Raw genomic sequence first — 17,448 nt, 5'->3', positions numbered from 1 at the left:
ATACCATCAGCATTCCTCCAGCTGCCAGCGGGCGCCGGTCCATTGCAGGGTGTGGGTAGGCGACAGCGCCGCAAGGAAGCGCGGGTCATGCGAGACCACGGCCATGGCGCCGGGATAATCGGCCAGCGCCTGTTCCAGCGCCTCGGTCGAAGCCAGGTCGAGATGGTTGGTCGGCTCATCGAGCAGCAGCAGTTGCGCGGCCTGGGCACGCCACAGCGCGCAGGCCAGCGCCGCCTTCAGCCGTTCCCCGCCGCTGAGCGCTTCGGCCGGCGTCTGCACCTGGTCCGCCGTGAGGCCGAGCAGGGCGAGGCGGCTGCGCAGCACGCCCTCCGGCGAGGGGCTGTCCAGTTCCCGCAGGCGCTCCAGCACCGTGCGGCCGGGCGGCAGCAGGGCGCTCGCGTGCTGGTCCAGCCAGGCGTAAGGCAGGCCGCAGCGACAGCTGCCGGAACGCGGCGCCAGTTCCCCGGCCAGCATGCGCAGCAGCGTGGACTTGCCGCAGCCATTGGGGCCGCTGATGGCCAGCCGCACCGGGCCGGCCAGCACCAGGTCCAGCGCCGCTGCGTTCGGCGGCCACGGCGGCACGGCGGCATCCAGTTCGAACACGCGGCGGCCGGCCGGCACGGCCGTTTCCGGCATCATCAGCGCGCGCGGCTGCTCCTGCGCCACGCGGGCGGCGGCGCTGCGCACGGCGTCGCCGAGCTGCCCGCGGGCTGCCTCGCGCCGCGCAGCGTCGCGCCCGGCGAAGCCCTCGGCGCGGTTGCGCAGCATGCCGAGCGCGATCTTCGGCATATTGGCTTCCTTGCCCGCTTTGGCGCCGCGGCTGGCGCGCGCCAGTTGCGCATCGTGCTGGCGGCGCAGCTCGCGCAGGCCGGCATCACGCTCCTTGCGCGCATGTTCCAGCGCAGCCAGCGCACCGGCCTGTTCCGCATCGCGCTGCGCGCGGTACAGGCTGTAATTGCCGCCGTAGGCGTGCAGGCCTTGCGCGTCCAGCTCCACGATGCGCTCCACCTGCTCCAGCAGCGTGCGGTCGTGGCTGACGACGATGGCGGCGCCGGGCCACCGGCGCAGGTTCTCCGCCAGCCAGGTGCGCCCGCCGTCATCGAGGTGGTTGCTCGGTTCATCCAGAATCAGCATATCGGCGCCGGACAGGAAGGCGCCCGCCAGCGCAACGCGCATGCGTTCGCCGCCGCTCAGCGCCGCCGCCGGGCTGTCCGTACCGAGCGCGGGCAGTCCCGCCTCGCGCAGGGCCTGGACGAAGGCGGCGGGCAGCGCCCAGTGCCCGTCCAGCAGTTCGAGGTCGCCGTCGTCCATGGCGCCGCTCTCCACGCGCGCCAGTGCTGCGAACAGCGGGGCAAGGCCGGCGAGGGCCGCGACGGTGTCCTGCGGCCCGGGGTTGAGCTCCTGCGCTACCCGCAGCACGCTGCCCTGGCGCTGGATGGCGCCGGAAGTGGGCATGATCTCGCCGGCCAGCACCCGCGCCAGCATGCTCTTGCCCGCGCCATTGGCGCCGACAAGGCCGGTCAGGCCGTGATGGAAGGTGAAATCGAGGTCTTCGAACAGCAGCCGGCCGGATGGCAGGCGCAGCGCCGCATGGCGCAATGCAATGGAAACAGGCATAAGAACTCCCTGGCAGGCAAAGTCGGCGCAGCGGCGGAACCGTTGCGGTCATGTGCGGAAGGAAGCTCAGATGGTCATTTGGGGTGGGTGCTCCGGAAGAAGCGCACAGTGTATCGTGCTGTGCGCCAGTGTCAAGCAGCTCGGATAAAATGTCCGTAATGAAACTTCGCACCCATTACCTGCTGCTGGCCTTCTCGATCGTGACGCCGGTGGCCATTTTTTCGTCGGTGGCCTTCGACCTGCTCCTGAATGCCCAGCGCAAGGCCGCACTCAGCCGGGTGGAAGAGAGCGCGCGTTCCTCGGCGCTGGTGGTGGAGGCGGAACTCAAGCGCGCCAAATCGGTGCTGCGCGTGCTGGCGAATTCCCATGCGCTGGAGAGCGGCGACATGGAGCGCTTCTATGCGGAGGCGAAAGGCGCCAATGCGGGCGACGACGCCTGGATCATCCTGTATGACCGCAACGGCGCGCAGCGCATCAATACGCGCCTGCCTTACGGCGCCGGGACGCTGGTGCGGCCGGACGTCGACGTGCTGAAACGGGCCATTGCGGACGGCGCGGACGTGATCAGCGGCGTGAAATGGGGGCCCGCGCTCAAGAACACCCTGGTCGCGGTGGAACATCCTTTCCATCTCGGCGACGGGTCGCCGCACGTGATGTCGCAGGCGTATTCGCCCTCATACTTCGCCCGCGTGTTCGCTGACCGCGCCATTCCCGCGGACTGGCGGGTGGGCATCCTCGACCAGAACAACACCATCATCGTGCGCAGCCACGGCTCCGAGAAGTTCGTCGGGCGCCGCTCGCAGGCCGTGGTGGCGGATGCCATCAAGGCCGGCGACAGCGGCGCCTTCCGCCATACCACCGCCGACGGCATCGAGAGCTACGACTACTTTGTACGGCTGCCGGAATCGCGCTGGACCGTCATCGTCAGCGCCCCGGTGACGGAGGTCGACCAGGCCGTGTGGCGCGGCGTGTGGGTGGCGCTGGCCGGGCTGACGATCGCCATTGCGTCCGCCCTGGCACTGGCGATCAGCGCGGGACGGCGGCTGCTGCGCTTTGTCGGCCGCGCCTCGGCGGCGGCGGTGGCGCTGGGCTCGGGCAAGGCGGCCGAAGTGCAGCTGCCGGTATCGCCCATCAGCGAAATGGAAGCCCTGAACATGGCTTTGCGCGACGCGGCGCAGCGGCTGGCGGAGGAGATGCAGTCGCGCGCCGCCGCCGAACAGGAGCGCAATGAAGCCCTGCGCCTGGAAAGGACGGCGCGCGCGCATGCGGAGCAGCAGAACGCGGCGAAGGACGAATTCCTGGCCATGCTGGGCCATGAGCTGCGCAATCCCCTGAGCGCCATCGCCAGCGCGGTGGCGGTGCTGGAGCGGGGGACGCCGGAGGCGCGCGAACGGGTGCACGCGGTGCTGCAGCGCCAGACCACGCACCTGCGCCTGCTGGTGGACGACCTGCTGGAGGTAAACCGCGCCCTGATGGGCAAGCTGGCCCTGAACCGCCAGCGCATCGACCTCGCCGAAGTGGCCCGCCAGTGCGTGGAGACGCTGCAGCAGGGAGGCCGGCTGAATGGCTGCGCCATCAGCGTCCGCCTTGCGCCGGCGCCGGTGCATGCGGACCCCACCCGGCTGGCGCAGATCATCGACAATGTGCTGGATAACGCCATCAAGTACAGCCCGACGGGCGGCGATATTGAAGTGGCCGTCGGCGTGGAGGCGGGGCGCGCCGAGCTGCAGGTGCGCGACCACGGCAGCGGCATCTCTGCAGAGCTGCTGCCGCAGGTGTTCAATGTGTTCGTGCAGGGGCGGCAGAACCTGCAGCGCACCCAGGGCGGGCTGGGCATCGGCCTCACGCTGGTGCGCCGCCTGGTGGAAATGCATGAGGGGACCATCGATATCAGCAGCGCCGGGGAGGGCGAGGGCGCCACCGTGCGCATCACGCTGCCGCTTGCGGCAGGCGCGGAGGGATCCGCCGGTGCGCCGCCCGCCGCCGGCGCGGCGGATGTGCGGCCCGGTGCGCCGCGGGTGCTGCTGGTGGAAGACAATGCCGATGCGCGCGAGATGATGTGCATGCTGCTGGAACTGCACGGCTGCGAGGTGCGCCGCGCCGAAGACGGGCTGGCCGGCATCGCACTGGCGCGCAGCTGGCTGCCGCAGCTGGCCTTCATCGACATCGGGCTGCCGGGCATGGATGGCTATGAGGTGGCGCGCACGCTGCGCGCCGACCCGGCGACCCGGCAGCTGCAGCTGGTGGCCCTGACCGGCTACGGCACCGATGCCGACCGCCAGCGCGCGCTGAATGCAGGCTTCGACCGCCACATCACCAAGCCCCTGTCGCGCGAGACGCTGGAGGCGGCGCTGGCCGCCTTGCCGCGCTCCGCTCAGGCGTGAACCCGGGCCGGGCTGGATGAAGGCAGGGGCAGCGCCGCCTGGGCCGCAATGCGCTGCGCACTGGCGGGGTCCGTCTCGCGCAGGGCTTCCACCACTTCGCTGAGCGACGAGCCGCAGGCGAACACCATCACATCGCCCGGCTTGCACAGGCTCAGGCCGAAGCGGAAGGCTTCGCGGCCATTGAGCCGCGCATGGATGGCTTCACGCAAGGCGCCGCTGGCCATGGCGCCATCGAGCATCATCTGCGCCGATTCGCCGGTTGCGCGGCCCCGGTTCTGCGATTCGTAGATCACGACTTCATCGAAGCCCACGGCGCAGGTGCGGCCCACTTCGCGCATGTCCTGGTCGCGCCGGTCGCCCGGCGTGGTGATCACCCCCACGACGCGCTGGTGCGTGAGGCTCTGCGCCATTTCGGCCAGCGCGGCATAGGCGGCCGGATTATGGGCGTAGTCCACTACGACGGTGATGCCGTTCACGTCGAATACATTGCTGCGCAGCGGATTGCTGCGGCCATCCGAGACGAAGCTGGCCAGGCCGGCCGCGATGTACTCGTTGCCGAAGCCGGCCGCCATCAGCGCGGCCGCGCTGGCCAGGCCGTTGGCGATGTTGTAGCGTGCGTGGCCGCCCAGGGTGGAGGGCATGTCGCGCGCGCGCAGCAGGGCGTGGTGGCGGGTGCCGTCGGCAATCACCAGCATGCCGTCCTGCAGGTAGGCCGCGCGGCCTTCCCGGTCCAGGTGGCGCAGCAGCACGGGATTCTCCGGGTCCATCGAGAAGTACAGCACTTCCACGTCGTCCTTCAGGGTGCCCGCCATGCGCACGCAGTTCGGGTCATCGGCATTCAGCACCGCGCAGCGCGCGGCGGCGCGTGCCACCACGCCTTTCACCCTGGCCAGGTCGCGCAGGGTGTCAACGCCGTCCAGGCCGAGGTGGTCGGGTGCGATATTCAGCACCACGGCCACATCGCAGCGGTCGAAGGCCAGGCCGCGCTTCAGGATGCCGCCGCGCGCCGTTTCCAGCACGGCGAAATCGACTTCCGGCGCGGTCAGCACGGTGCGGGCCGACCAGTAGCCGCTGCAGTCGCCCTTCACAATGCGCTTGCCGTCGATGTAGATCCCTTCCGTTGTGGTGGCGCCGGTGCGGAAGCCAGCCTGGCGCACGCAATGGGCCGTCATCAGGGTGGTCGTGGTCTTGCCGTTGGTGCCCGTGATGGCGATGACGGGAATGCGGCCATTGTCGTCGCCGTACATGGCCTGCACGATGGCGTCGCCGGCATCGCGCGGCTCGCCGGCGCCGGGGTACTGGTGCATGCGGATGCCGGGCGCGGCGTTCACTTCGATGATGGCGCCTTGCTGGGCTTCCAGCGGCTGTGCGATGTCGGCGCAGACCAGGTCGATGCCGGCGACATCGAGGCCGATCTTGCGCGCGGCGCGCACGCAGATGTCGCGCGTTTCTTCCGGCAGCAGGTCCGTTACATCCTCCGCCGTGCCGCCGGTGGAGAGGTTGGCATTGCTGCGCAGCGTCACGCGCCGGCCGGCAGCCGGAATGCTGCCGGAGTCCAGGCCCTGCTTGCGCAGTTCGGCGTCGGCCTGGGCGTCGAGCACGATCTCGCTCAGGATATTGCCGTGGCCCTTGCCGCGCGCAGGGTTGCGGTTCTCGATCTCCACCAGCTCGCGCACCGTGCGCATGCCGTCGCCGGTGACGGCGGCGGGGCGGCGCAGCGCGGCCGCGGCCACGCGGTTGCCAGTCACCAGCACGCGGTAATCCTGGCCTTCGATAAAGCGCTCCACGATCACGCTGCGGCTATGCTTGCGGGCCTGCTCCCAGGCCTCCTGCACCTCTTCCGGCGTGCAGCAGCGCGTGGTGACGCCCTTGCCCTGGTTGGCATCCAGCGGCTTCACGGTAACAATGCCGCGCAGGCGGCGCGCCGCGCGCAAAGCCTCTTCGGCGCTCGTTACCACCGTGCCGCCCGGCACCGGCAGGCCTGCTTCCTTCAGCAGCTCCTTGGTGAGCTGCTTGTCGCTGGCGATGCGGCAGGCGATATTGGAGGCGTCGCCCGTCATGGTGGCCTGCAGGCGTTTCTGGCTGCTGCCCCAGCCCAGCTGGAACAGGTTGCCGGTATCGCCGAGGCGGAAGTACGGAATGCCGCGGCGCCGTGCCGCGGCCAGGATGGCGGCGGTGCTGGGGCCGATGGCGTGGCGCTCCGCCGTGCGGCGCAAGGCAGCCAGCGGCGCTTCCAGATCGAAGCCGCCGCCGTGGGCCAGCGCATCGACCAGTGCCATCGCGATGTCGAAGGCTTCGATGCCCACCGGCTCAAGGCGGTAGGCGCATACCACGCGGTAGACGCCGGGCTGGCCGCGCACGCGGCGGGTGCGGCCGAAGCCGGCCTTGCTGCCCGCCAGGCATTGCAGTTCCAGCGCCACGTGCTCCACGATATGGCCCATATAGGTGCCGTCGCGCAGGCGCTCGGCGAAACCGCCATGGTGGCCGGGCGAGCAGCGGTGCGACATCAGGCTGGGCAGCAGCGCCAGCAGGCGCTCCGCAAAGCCATCCAGCTCGCTGGAGTAGACGCCGCCCAGGTCCTGCAGGTCGATGATGGTCAGCAGGCAGGAGCGCGTTGCATACAGGTTGGGTCCGCGCAGCACGCGCTGTTCGATGATTTTCATGAAACGGGATTCCTTTTGGTGACGTTGCGCAGGAAGTCGGTCAGCGCTTCCGGGGCGTTGCGGGTCGACTGCGGCGGCAGCTGGTGCGGGTGGTTGATTTCTTCCGGCAGCGCATAGCTGCTGCCGGCAGGAAGCAGATGCAGGCGCACATCGATCAGCTCCGGCGTGGCGCCGCCCGGGATGTCGGCCACGTTCGAGATCAGGTTGCGGCCGTCCACAATGGTCACGGTGCCGCCGCCGATCACTTCGATGCCGACGCCGCGCTCCACCACCAGCGCCGTGTTTTCATCAATGCCAATGCCTTGCAGGTAGGGGTTCTGCGCCACAATGGTGAGCAGGCGGGCCAGCCGGTGGCGTTCCGAGAAGTGCTGGTCGATCACCACGCGCTGCACGAAGCCGAGGCCTGCGCCCAGGCTCACCGAGCCTTTTTCCGGCAGCAGGTCGGCCTTGCCTTCGGCCAGCATGTGGCCGCACATGGCCGAGGCGCCGGCGCTGGTGCCGCCGATGCAGGCGCCGCGGTTCTTCAGTGCGGCGTGCATGGCTTCATCCAGCAGCGTGCCGCCGATCATGGCCAGCAGCCGCTTCTGGTCGCCGCCGGTCATGAAGATGCCGTCGCATTCCCTTACCTTTGCCGCCAGTTCCGCGTCATTGGCGGTGGCGCGCTCGGGCACGTCCACACGCAGCATGCCGTCCACGCCAAGCTCGCCGAACACGGTGGAATAGCGGTGCCACATCTCGTCCGGCACGCGCGAAGCGGCCGTGATGACGGCGATGCGGCTGCCCGCGCCGCCGCACAGTTCCACGAAACGGCTCAGGATTTCCTTGCTGTTCTCGCGGTCCTCATGGCCGCCGATAATCACCAGGTGGCCGTGCTGGCTGCGGTCGATGGCCTCTTCGTTCACGCAGACACCTCCGCACGCGGCATATCCTTGTTGCTGCGCGCACCGCTTTCCTTGCGGTTGACGGCGATGATGCCGACGTCGATCTCGCGCGGGAACAGGGCGATGCCTGCCTCCAGCGCTTCTTCCATCGGCATGCCTTCGGCCAGCCACTGGTAGACCGTATGCGCCAGCAGGCGGCGCACGATATGCTCGCCGATGCCCGTCACCGCCACCGCGCCCAGCTTGCCCGCATAGAAGCCGCTGCCGATGATGGGCGTGTCGCCCACGCGGCCCAGCAGCGAGGGCGCGGAGCCGCCGGTAGAGCAGGCTGCCGCGAAGTTGCCTGCGCCGTCGCGCGCCACGGCGCCCACGGTGTCGCAGCCGTCCTCGGTTGCGAACTGCGGCGGCGCCGCGTAGTTCCAGTAATGGCTGAAGGCAGCATTGGCCACGCCGGGCAGGGCGGCCTGCGCACCGGCCAGCTTGCGCAGCAGCTCATCGTGCTTGCGCCGCGCACGCTCGCTTGCGTGGTAGTACGGCGGAATGCCCGCGATGCGCGCAAAGCGTTCCGCTCCGTCGCCCGCCAGCAGCCAGTGCGGCGTGTCCGCCACGGCCCGCGCCACCAGGACCGGATTGCGCACGCGCTGGATGCAGGCCACCGCGCCCAGTTTTCCGTTGGAATCCATCACCGCCGCGTCCATTTCGATGGTGGCGCCGTCGAGGCAGAGCACCGAGCCGCTGCCTGCGTTGTAGCGGCCGTCGTCCTCCAGCGCCACCACGGCGGCAGTGGCGGCCGCCAGCGCGCCCCTGTTCATTTCCGACATGCCGCGGCGCGCCGCGTGCACGCAGCCATCGTCGTCGGCACGGCTGCCGCCGGCGCCGCCGTGCACCACGACGACAGGCTTCAGTTCTTGCTGAGTCATGCTTCTCCCGTTACTTCAATGTTGTGGTCTTGTGGCTTTCAGCCAGACGGCGGCGATGCGGTCCGCGGCGCGGTAGGCCGGTTCTTCCAGCTCTTCGCCGAACACGTCCGGGTCGATCTCTTCATAGGTCCAGCGCAGGCCGGCGCGCTTCAGCATCTGGCCGGCGCGCTGCAGGAATGGGTCCTGGCCCCCCACGATGGCCACGCCGGTGTAGAGCAGCAGCGAACCGCCGGGCGCCAGCCGCGTTATCGATTGCTCCAGCAGCCGCAGCGAGAGCCCCGCGCCCAGTTCGCCGCCGCCGTGGCGGTAGCGGCGCTCGCCGGCGTCCAGCAGATAGGGCGGGTTCGATACCAAGAGGTCGAAATCGCCTGCCGTATCCTGCAGCAGGTCGCTGTGCCGGGTGCGGATATTGCCCAGCTGCGCCAGCGCGGCGTTCACCTCGCACAGCTGCAGGGCCTGGTCGTTGATATCCAGCGCCAGCACCTCGGCCTGCAGATAGCGCAGCGCCACTTCGACCGCGCCCGCGCCGCTGCCCGCGCCGATATCGGCCGCGCGCCGCACCTGCTGGCCGCGCACATCCATCAGGTCCAGCTCCGCGCGCAGGGCGCGCGCGAAGCGGTAGGTGTCCGGGCCGAAGAACACGGCGTCCGCATCGCTGGTGGGATAGGCCGAATGGAAATACAGCTGGCCGCCCAGCGAGGAGGCGCGCAGGGTGGCGCGCCAGCCGTCGCGGTGGGGCTGGGCGATGCCAGCTTCCATCATCAGCTTGAGCAGGCGCGGTGACAGAGCGTCGGCCTGGAACGGCCGGCTCCAGCCGAAGATGTCGCACAGGTCGCGCGCCCAGACGCGCTCGCAACGGGCCCGCACCCTGGCATGGGTGGCGGGCGTGACGGTGGTGAAGGAATAGCCGCTGTCGCGCAGGGCCCGTCCCAGTTCCAGCAGCGCGCATGCCTGCGGACTGAAACTGAACGGCGCATGCAACAGGAACTGCCGGCCGGCATTGCCGCTCAGGATGCTCATCTCTGGCTCGCTGCAAAAAAGGGTGGATCGGGTTCAGTTCACCAGGCGGCTGAAGATACGCGTCGCCATCAGGCCGGCCGAGGTATGGTGCATGGCGGGCGACATCAGGCGCAGCAGGATGGCCATCGCCTCGTCCTTGCTGGACGAAGCCGCCAGCTGCGCCTCCAGCAGCCGCAGCTCGCAGCCTATGGTTTCCCAGGCGTGTTCGTCGGCCGGGAAGCGGTAGCGGATCAGGCCCCGCGGCGCGCTGCTGCGCTGGGACGGCACGGCGTCCTGGCCCAGCGTATCGATGCTGCGCTGCAGGGCGCGGTGGGTGAGTGCGCGCGGTGCGGCGGGCGCCTCCTCGCCATCGCGCGGCGTCGCGATCCAGTCGGCCAGCAGCTGCTGTTCATAGGGACTGAACACGCCGAACATTTCGGCGCGCTCGCCCTGGATCAGCTTCCAGAAACGGCTGTTCTCAGCCGCTTCGCCGCGCCTGATCCAGCCCTGCTGTTCAAGGCGCGACAGGAACTCCGGAATCTGTGCGGGGTCGGACAGCCAGTCGTTGACGGTGCGCCCGCCCACGCGGCAGTAGTCCGAATGCATGTTCTTGCCGACCACGCTCTTCGCCGCCAGCATGGCGACGGTTTCCTTTTCCAGGTCGAAGGAGCGGATCGCCTCCACCGTGCCCATGCCCAGGTCGTTCAGGCGGAAGCCGTTGGCCACGCGGCGCAGGAAGGCGGCGTCGTCGCCCACGCGCGGCATGATCTGCAGCAGGCCTTGCAGCGCGGTCTGGGCATGGCCGGTGGCGGCATTGTCCACGGTGACGTGCAGCGTGAAGTAGTAGGGATCGATGCCCAGCTCATTCAGCTCGTAGGAGGTGATCAGCAGGTGCAGCGGCAGCTGTTCGTAGCCGAGGTTGTAGCCGATCAGCTCGGGCAGGTAGCTTTCTGCGTTCTGGGCCAGGGCAAGCTGGATGGCGCCCTGTACGAAGTGGCGCTCGCCCAGGTCCTGCCACTGGTCGCAGCCATGCACGGCCAGCAGCTTCTTGTAAATGAGGACGTGGTTCTTGTCCGGCACCCCGTTGCCCAGTTCTTCGAGGTAGATGCGGATCAGGGGCAGGAAGTCGGCGTCGTCCCAGCGTTCCAGCACGCCGTACAGCCAGGCGCCGTCCACCAGCTTGGTGGGCGCAACGCTCTTGAGGAAGTACAGGGCCTGGGATTTGCTGGCGAAGTAGCGGCGCGGCGCGCCAGCCTTGCGGTCGGCAAGGTACTCCTTGTACTGGGCGCCGACGGTATCCGTGTGGCGGGTGATCCAGTCTGCGATCTCGTTTACCGCAGACGGCAATTCGCAGGGCATGGCCTGGGCCAGCGCGAGTTGCTGGTCGAGGAAGCGGGCGGCAAGCTCGCAATTGTCAGAGTTCGACAAGGCCAGGTAGACCGGCTTGGCGCCGTCCTCCGGCATGGCGGTTTCGGACTGGGGAAGCGTGGCGTAGGCGGTGTGCATAAAGGGCTCGTTATATTGATTGACGCTAAAAGCGTTGTCATCCGTATAACGAGTATGCGAGTTCGCCTCCGGGCTGAGTAGCGGCCCGCTTCCCGTAGCCTTGTAATCCCTCTCTTACAAGAGGAAGCCCATCTTAACCGGCGGTTGCAAGCCGGGCCGCCGGACGGCGCGCGTCGAGGCTGAAGGCGCCCGCGCCGAAGGCCGCGATCTGCAGGAATCCGCCCGCGATCGAGATGTTCTTCATGAAGTGGATCATCTGGTTCTGGTCGCCCAGCGCGTTGTGGAACAGCAGTGCGGTGGCGATGCTGAAGGCTGCCATGGCCAGCGCCGTGATGCGGCTGTAGAGGCCAATGGCGATCAGCAGGCCGCCGCCCACCTCCACCGCGATGGCGCCGGCCAGCGCCACGCCCGGCAGCGGCAGGCCGATGGAAGCGATATAGCCCATGGCGGCAGCCGGGTCGGCCAGCTTGCCGAGGCCGGACATGAGGAAGATGGCAGCCAGCAGGATGCGGCCAATCAGGGGCAGGAACTTATTGGTGTTGTTCATGATGCTCTCCTATGACTAAAAGTTTCAGATATTTTGACGCGGACGGACCGCCTGGATCTGCGCTTCGCCTTTTTCCAGCGCCGCGGCGCTGGTGTGCACCGAGTAATAGCCCAATACCAGCTCGTGCGGATGCGGCACGGCGGAGCCGATGACGAAGTCCGTATCGCCCACGGCCGTGAATTCCAGCGCCTGTTCGCCCGGCTCGAAGACCGCGATTTCGTTCGCGATCTGCGTGCGGCCGGCGGCCAGCGATCCCTGCGCCACCGCGAGCCAGGCCACGGTATGCCCGGCAGGCGGCTGGTAGCGCCACTGTTCGCCGTCCTTCAGCACCACGTGCAGGTAGTTGATGGAAGCGCGGGTGCTGATGGCGCTGCGTGCGCCTTCATGGCTGCCGAGAATCACGCGCGCCGGGCCGGCCGTTTCGATGGCCGAAGGCGGCAGGTACTGGCTGTGCGTTGCGCCCAGTTCGTCCTCGGCGGGCAGTGCGATCCAGAGCTGGAAGCCGCGCGCCCGCACGCCTTTGGCGGCGCCGCCGCCGTGCCACATGCCGGCGCCGGCCTGCATCCATTCCACCCCGCCGGCGTCGAGCCGGCCTTGCGCTCCGCTGGGATCGAGATAGTCCATCGTGCCCTCGCGCAGCACAGTCACCGTGGCGATGCCTGAATGCGGATGGAGGCTGGAACGTAGTTCGCCGTTGCCGACGATATCGAAATCGTCGAGGAAGACGAAGGGCTTGATCATCTGGCCGATGTCGTTCGGGCTGGCCAGGCGCTTGATCCAGCCGCGCTGGTGGCCGGCGTGGCGGTGGATGATGCGGCGTGCGTTCATGCTGTGCTCCTTGTTGGGATCTGATGGAGCTATCGTAGTGCCTCGACATGTATCTCGGGAGCCTATATATTTCGATGGAAACCATCGAAAGGAACGATAGATGCTCGATGCCATGTCCATGGACCAGCTGCGCACCTTCATCGCGGCGGCCGAAGAAGGCAGTTTTTCCGCTGCGGGGCGCAAGCTGCGCCGCGCCCAGTCCGTGGTCAGCGCCACGCTGGCCAACCTGGAGCAGCAGGTGGGATTCCCCCTGTTCGACCGCAGCGGGCGCTACCCGCAGCTGACCGAGGCCGGCCGGGCGCTGCTGGCCAATGCGCGGCAGGCGGCCGACAGCATGGACAGCTTCAAGGCCAGGGCGCGCACCCTGGCCGAAGGCATGGAAGCCGAGCTCTCGGTGGCGGTGGACGTGATGTTCCCCATCGAACGCCTGACAGCCGCCGTGCAGGCTTTCCACCGCGAATTCCCCTCCATTCCGCTGCGCCTGTATGTGGAAGCGATGGGCGCCGTGGTGCAGCCGCTGCTGAACGGGCGCTGCAGGCTGTCGGTGATTGGCTCCTTCCCCGAAGTGCCGCCGGGCTGCAGCACCGACTACCTGCTGCACGTGCCGGCCGTCACGGTGGCCGCGCCCGGCCACCCGCTGGCGCAGCTGCCGCCGCCGGTGGCGCGCGCCGAGGCCATGCGCCATATCCAGCTGATCCTCACCGACCGTTCCAGCCTGACCCAGGGCCGCGATTTCGGCGTGCTGGCGGCCAGCGGCTGGCGCCTGGCCGACCTCGGCGCCAAGCACGCCTTCCTCAAGGCGGGCCTGGGCTGGGGCCATATGCCGCTGCATATGGTGCAGGACGACCTGGCGGCCGGCAGCCTGGTGAGCATCGAACTGGAAGCCAGTCCCAACGAGGGCGCCGCCTTTTCCATGTATGCGCTGTCGCGCAACGACGCGCCGCCGGGACCGGCCGGCCGCCGTTTCATCGCGCTGCTGAAGGAGGGCTGAACGGGGCGGGAAGCATTGCTTGGAATCGGCGGCGAGGCAGGATACACTCTTTCTCATGGCACACATTCATCTGGCGTGGGAGCTCGGCGGCGGGCTGGGACATGCAGGCAGGCTGAAGGTCCTGGCGCATGCCTTGCTGGCACGCGGCCACGAAGTCAGCATGAGCCTGCGCGACGTGGCGCATACGCACCGCGTGCTGGCCGATATGGATGTACCGAAGCTGCAGGCGCCGGTCTGGCTGCACCGCACGGCGGGCATGCCGCCCACCCAGGCCAGCCTGGCCGAGATCCTGATTCCGGCCGGCTACCTCGAAGCCCAGCCCCTGGCTGGCCAGGTGCAGGCGTGGCGCTCCGCCTTCAAGGCCCTGCGCGTGGACCTGGTGATAGGCGACTACGCGCCGACCGCCTTGCTGGCTGCGCGCAGCATGGGCCTGCCCAGTGCCAGCGTCGGCATCGGCTTTTACAGTCCGCCCGCCGGCCAGCCCCTGCCCAGCCTGCGCGAGTGGGAGCAGATTGCGCCGCAAAGGCTGGCCATGGCGGAATCGCATGTGCTGAAGACGGCCAATGCCGTGCTGGCCCGACTGTCCGCGCCGCTACTGCCGAACGCCGCCAGCCTGCTGCTGGGCGACCACGCGCTGCTGTGCACCTGGCCGGAGCTGGACCATTACGGCAGGCCGCCGCAGTCGGCCAGCTGGTTCGGCCCCAACTTCCTGGCGCAGACCGGCGTGCCGCCCGAGTGGCCGGCGGGCAGCGGCCCAAAGGTCTTCGCCTATCTCAAGCATGAGCACGAGGGCCATCCCGGCGTGCTGCAGGCGTTGGCCGACGAAGGCTGCCGCGTGGTGTGCTACCAGCCCGAGATTGCATCGGGCAAGGCGCCGCCGGTCGTGTCGCCGCTGATCCACTATTCGGCACGTCCGGTGTCGCTGGATGCGGCCATGGCCGAAGCCGACCTGTGCGTCAGCCATGGCGGCGAAGCGACGCTGGTGCAGGCGCTGCTGGCCGGCGTGCCGGTGCTGCTGATGCCCATGCAGCTGGAGCAGTTCCTGATGGCGCGCCGGGTGGAAGCCTTTGGCGCAGGCATCAATGGGGCCCGCTTCGGCGCGGCGCCCAACTGGCGTTCGCTGCTGCGCCGGCTGCTGGACGACCCTTCCTACCGCAACAGCGCGCGCGCCTTCGCCGGCCGCCATGGCGGGCAAACGCAGCAGCAGCGCACCGAGCGCATCGTGGATGAATTCGAACGGGTGCTGAAGGGCGGCCTTACTTCGGGCGCGCGGGCCTGAGGCCCGCATCCGGCTTGCTCAGGCGCCCGGCGCGCAGCTCGCGCACGGCCTGCGCCACGGCGCGGCCCACATTGCGCACCTCTTCCTGGAAAGCCGTGTCGCGGTCCAGCGTATCGTGGCTTTCGGCATAGGATTCGTAATAGCCCACATAGCGGTCCAGCGCCGACTGCATGCCCGCGCCGGTCAGTCCCATCCATTCCAGCCAGTCCGACAGGTTGCGGCGCAGGCTTTCGACGCCCGCCACATCGCCGTGCACCACCAGGCCATAGGCGCGGCCGGCCAGGTGCTTGGGATAATCCCAGCCCTTCAGCTCCAGCGCCTTGGCTTCTTCCACATTCTTGCCGTGGGTGCTGGTGGGGTCGGGGTTGCCGCCATCGGCGCATACCAGCCGGTCTATCATCAGCTTGAGCGGCGAGGGCGCCTGGTACCAGTACACGGGCGTAACGATGATGATGGCATGGGCTGATACCCACTGTTCGTAGATGCCGTTCATCCAGTCGTTGACCTGGTTCAGGCTGTGGTTGGGGTAGCAGCTGCAGGGCCAGTGACACAGCGGCATGGCGGTGGAGACGCAGCCCTTGCAGGGGTGGATATGCTGGTCGTAGCCGGAAGTGAGCTGGCTCAGGTCCAGCACATCGGGCGTCATGCCCTCCGTTTCCAGCGTGGTCTTCAGCCACTGCAGCATGCGGAAGCTCTTCGACATCTCGCCGGGACAGGTGCCGTCGTTGCGCGAGGCGCCGCACACCAGCAGCACGCGCGAAGGCGAGGCGGGATCCTTCTGGCGCCGCTCGGCCGCTTTCAGGCGCTCGCTGGCCACCTGCCATTCAACCGAGAGATCGTAGGCGGGATCGGCAAAGCCGGGACCGGCCTTGCGCGTGACGGGGGCCTTGCGGCTATCCTGGAAATTCTGCCAGGCGATGTCTTCCACCTTCGCCAGCTCGGCGCGGACCGCGTCGAAACGCGGGTCGGCGAAGTTGTGCTGGAACTTGAGGTGGAACTCGGCGCGCTCAGGCCGCGCGGGCGCCTGGCCCTTTCGTATCTGCGTCATCGCTGTCTCCCATGTCGAGAGCCAGCGTCTCATGCTGCCGCCGGGAGGTCTGTACGGTGGCGAACCCACGCCGTTTGCTGCGCGGCGCCGCCTGCACATCGCGCTCGGTCAGGGTGAACACGCCCACGGTCTCATGCAGGCGGTGCGCCTGGTCCTGCATGGTGGCCGCTGCCGCAGAGGCCTGTTCCACCAGCGCCGCATTCTGCTGGGTGGCCTCGTCCATCTGGGTGATGGCCTGGTTCACCTGTTCGATACCGCTCAGCTGTTCCTGGCTGGCGGCCGAGATATCGGCCATGATGTCGTTCACCCGCTTCACGCTGGCCACGATTTCCTCCATCGTGGCCCCGGCCTCATCGACCAGCCGCGCGCCGGCGCCCACCTTTTCCACCGAGTCGCCGATCAGGGTCTTGATCTCCTTGGCGGCGGCGGCCGAGCGCTGCGCCAGGTTGCGCACCTCGCCCGCCACCACGGCGAAGCCGCGGCCCTGTTCCCCGGCGCGCGCCGCTTCCACGGCTGCATTCAGGGCCAGGATATTGGTCTGGAAGGCGATGCCGTCGATGACCGTGATGATGTCCACGATCTTGCGCGAGGAGGCGTTAATGGAGGCCATGGTCTCCACCACCTGGGCCACTACGGCGCCGCCTTTGCCCGCCACGTCGGAGGCAGCGGTGGCCAGCTGGTTGGCCTGGCGCGCATTGTCCGCATTCTGCTTGACGGTGGAGGTGAGTTCTTCCATCGAGGAGGCGGTTTCCTCCAGCGAGCCGGCCTGCTGTTCGGTGCGTGAGGACAGGTCCAGGTTGCCCGCCGCGATCTCGCTGGAAGCGGTGGTCATGCTTTCAGTGCCGGAGCGCACTTCGCGCACGATCTTGCGCAGGCTTTCATTCATATCGTGCAGGGCTTCCGAGAGCTGGCCGATTTCGTCGGTCGAGCGCACCTCGATATGGGAATCCAGGTCGCCATTTGCCACGGTGCGCGCCACCTTGACCGCGTGCTCCACCGGGCCCACGATGCTGCGCGTGATGAAGACGGCCGTGGCGATGCTGAGCAGGCCGCCCACCACGCCCAGCACGATCATCGCCATCACGGCCTTGTCCACCGCGCCGGTGGCGCTGGCGCCTGCCTCCCGCATCAGTTTCACCTGCACCGCGATCAGGCTGTCCAGCGCTTCAAAATAGGCATTCTGAGCCGGATTCACTTCCGTGTAGATCTGGGCCGTGGCGCTATCGAAATCGTTTGCGCCCAATTGCGCCGCAAGTTCCTTGCGGGCTGCGGCATAGCGCTGGCGCGCCGCCTTCACGCCTGCCAGCAGCTTGCGCGCTTCGGCGTTGGCGATGGTCTTGTCCAGCTTCTCCAGGCCGGCATCGATGCGTTTGCTGGTTTCCTCGACCTGTGCCAGGTCGTTGCGCACCGCGGCCGGCTCGCGCATCATCAGCGCGTCCTGCAGTGCGCGGGCCTGGAGGTTCAGGGCGTCCTTCATGTGGCTGAGCACATCGATTTTCTGGTAGCGGTCATCGACGGCGAGCCGCACTTCCTGCCCCACATGGCGCAGCGCGCCGGCGCCGAGAATGACGACGGCAGCCAGCATCAGTGCGCTGAGGCTGAATGCAATAGTTAAACGGTGGCCGATCTTGATATTCGAGATATTCATTATTGGTTGTTTTGTCTATTTAATAGGTCAGGGTCTCCGCCTGCGTCGAGCAGTGTAGCAGCGGCATTCCGGCAAATCGAGCAGTTTTATTATGCGAATTGCATGGAACATACACTCAGGGCAATTTTCCTATCGAC

General features: G+C 68.2%; 13 protein-coding genes. 3 read left to right on the top strand and 10 right to left on the bottom strand.

The window, feature by feature from the left end; translation table 11 throughout:
• Positions 1-6: 6 nt before the first annotated feature.
• On the bottom strand, positions 7-1,617 hold the full coding sequence (locus tag ACJRPG_RS09505; protein WP_407999821.1) for an ABC-F family ATP-binding cassette domain-containing protein: 1,611 nt from the start codon (positions 1,615-1,617) through the stop codon (positions 7-9).
• Positions 1,618-1,775: 158 nt separating this feature from the next.
• On the opposite strand from ACJRPG_RS09505, the gene ACJRPG_RS09500 reads away from it, so the two are divergent.
• Positions 1,776-4,001, top strand: coding sequence for a hybrid sensor histidine kinase/response regulator (locus tag ACJRPG_RS09500; protein WP_407999820.1), 2,226 nt, complete (start codon positions 1,776-1,778; stop codon positions 3,999-4,001).
• Here ACJRPG_RS09500 and cphA read toward each other — a convergent pair.
• From cphA to ACJRPG_RS09465, 7 genes are all read right to left on the bottom strand, one after another.
• Complete coding sequence (gene cphA, locus ACJRPG_RS09495; RefSeq protein WP_407999819.1) at positions 3,992-6,664, bottom strand: cyanophycin synthetase; 2,673 nt, start codon at positions 6,662-6,664, stop codon at positions 3,992-3,994. The two genes, ACJRPG_RS09500 and cphA, sit on opposite strands and share 10 nt — an antisense overlap.
• Positions 6,661-7,566: a cyanophycinase gene (locus ACJRPG_RS09490; protein ID WP_407999818.1), complete on the bottom strand. Its 906-nt coding sequence runs from the start codon at positions 7,564-7,566 to the stop codon at positions 6,661-6,663. The genes cphA and ACJRPG_RS09490 overlap by 4 nt, the downstream gene beginning before the upstream one ends.
• Complete coding sequence (locus tag ACJRPG_RS09485) at positions 7,563-8,465, bottom strand: isoaspartyl peptidase/L-asparaginase (RefSeq protein ID WP_407999817.1); 903 nt, start codon at positions 8,463-8,465, stop codon at positions 7,563-7,565. The genes ACJRPG_RS09490 and ACJRPG_RS09485 overlap by 4 nt, the downstream gene beginning before the upstream one ends.
• A 15-nt stretch (positions 8,466-8,480) precedes the next feature.
• Positions 8,481-9,485 (bottom strand): methyltransferase, encoded by a 1,005-nt coding sequence (locus tag ACJRPG_RS09480; RefSeq protein WP_407999816.1) that lies wholly within the window; start codon positions 9,483-9,485, stop codon positions 8,481-8,483.
• Between the two features lie 33 nt (positions 9,486-9,518).
• Entirely contained in the window at positions 9,519-10,970 is a 1,452-nt protein-coding gene (locus tag ACJRPG_RS09475) for an iron-containing redox enzyme family protein (RefSeq protein ID WP_407999815.1), read from the bottom strand.
• 133 nt (positions 10,971-11,103) lie between these two features.
• Positions 11,104-11,517 carry a DoxX family protein gene (locus tag ACJRPG_RS09470; RefSeq protein WP_407999814.1) on the bottom strand — a complete coding sequence of 138 codons (414 nt, stop codon included), beginning with the start codon at positions 11,515-11,517 and terminating at the stop codon, positions 11,104-11,106.
• 24 nt (positions 11,518-11,541) lie between these two features.
• The gene (locus tag ACJRPG_RS09465) at positions 11,542-12,345 is read right to left on the bottom strand and encodes a pirin family protein (protein ID WP_407999813.1); all 804 of its coding nucleotides are present in this window, start codon (positions 12,343-12,345) and stop codon (positions 11,542-11,544) included.
• A gap of 100 nt (positions 12,346-12,445) precedes the next feature.
• Between ACJRPG_RS09465 and ACJRPG_RS09460 the strand changes: the two genes are divergently transcribed.
• The gene (locus ACJRPG_RS09460) at positions 12,446-13,336 is read left to right on the top strand and encodes a LysR family transcriptional regulator (RefSeq protein ID WP_407999812.1); all 891 of its coding nucleotides are present in this window, start codon (positions 12,446-12,448) and stop codon (positions 13,334-13,336) included.
• Between the two features lie 55 nt (positions 13,337-13,391).
• Positions 13,392-14,615 (top strand): glycosyltransferase, encoded by a 1,224-nt coding sequence (locus tag ACJRPG_RS09455; RefSeq protein ID WP_407999811.1) that lies wholly within the window; start codon positions 13,392-13,394, stop codon positions 14,613-14,615.
• Here ACJRPG_RS09455 and ACJRPG_RS09450 read toward each other — a convergent pair.
• The gene (locus ACJRPG_RS09450) at positions 14,593-15,663 is read right to left on the bottom strand and encodes a flavodoxin family protein (RefSeq protein WP_407999810.1); all 1,071 of its coding nucleotides are present in this window, start codon (positions 15,661-15,663) and stop codon (positions 14,593-14,595) included. The genes ACJRPG_RS09455 and ACJRPG_RS09450 overlap by 23 nt on opposite strands.
• Complete coding sequence (locus ACJRPG_RS09445; RefSeq protein ID WP_407999809.1) at positions 15,623-17,311, bottom strand: methyl-accepting chemotaxis protein; 1,689 nt, start codon at positions 17,309-17,311, stop codon at positions 15,623-15,625. Before ACJRPG_RS09445 ends, ACJRPG_RS09450 begins: the two co-directional genes overlap by 41 nt.
• Positions 17,312-17,448 lie beyond the last annotated feature (137 nt).

The sequence above is a fragment of the Pseudoduganella rhizocola genome, from assembly GCF_045984285.3.
GTDB lineage: Bacteria > Pseudomonadota > Gammaproteobacteria > Burkholderiales > Burkholderiaceae_D > Rugamonas.
The sequence above is the reverse complement of the archived record's forward strand: the minus strand, read 5'-3'. Positions and strand labels throughout refer to the sequence as shown.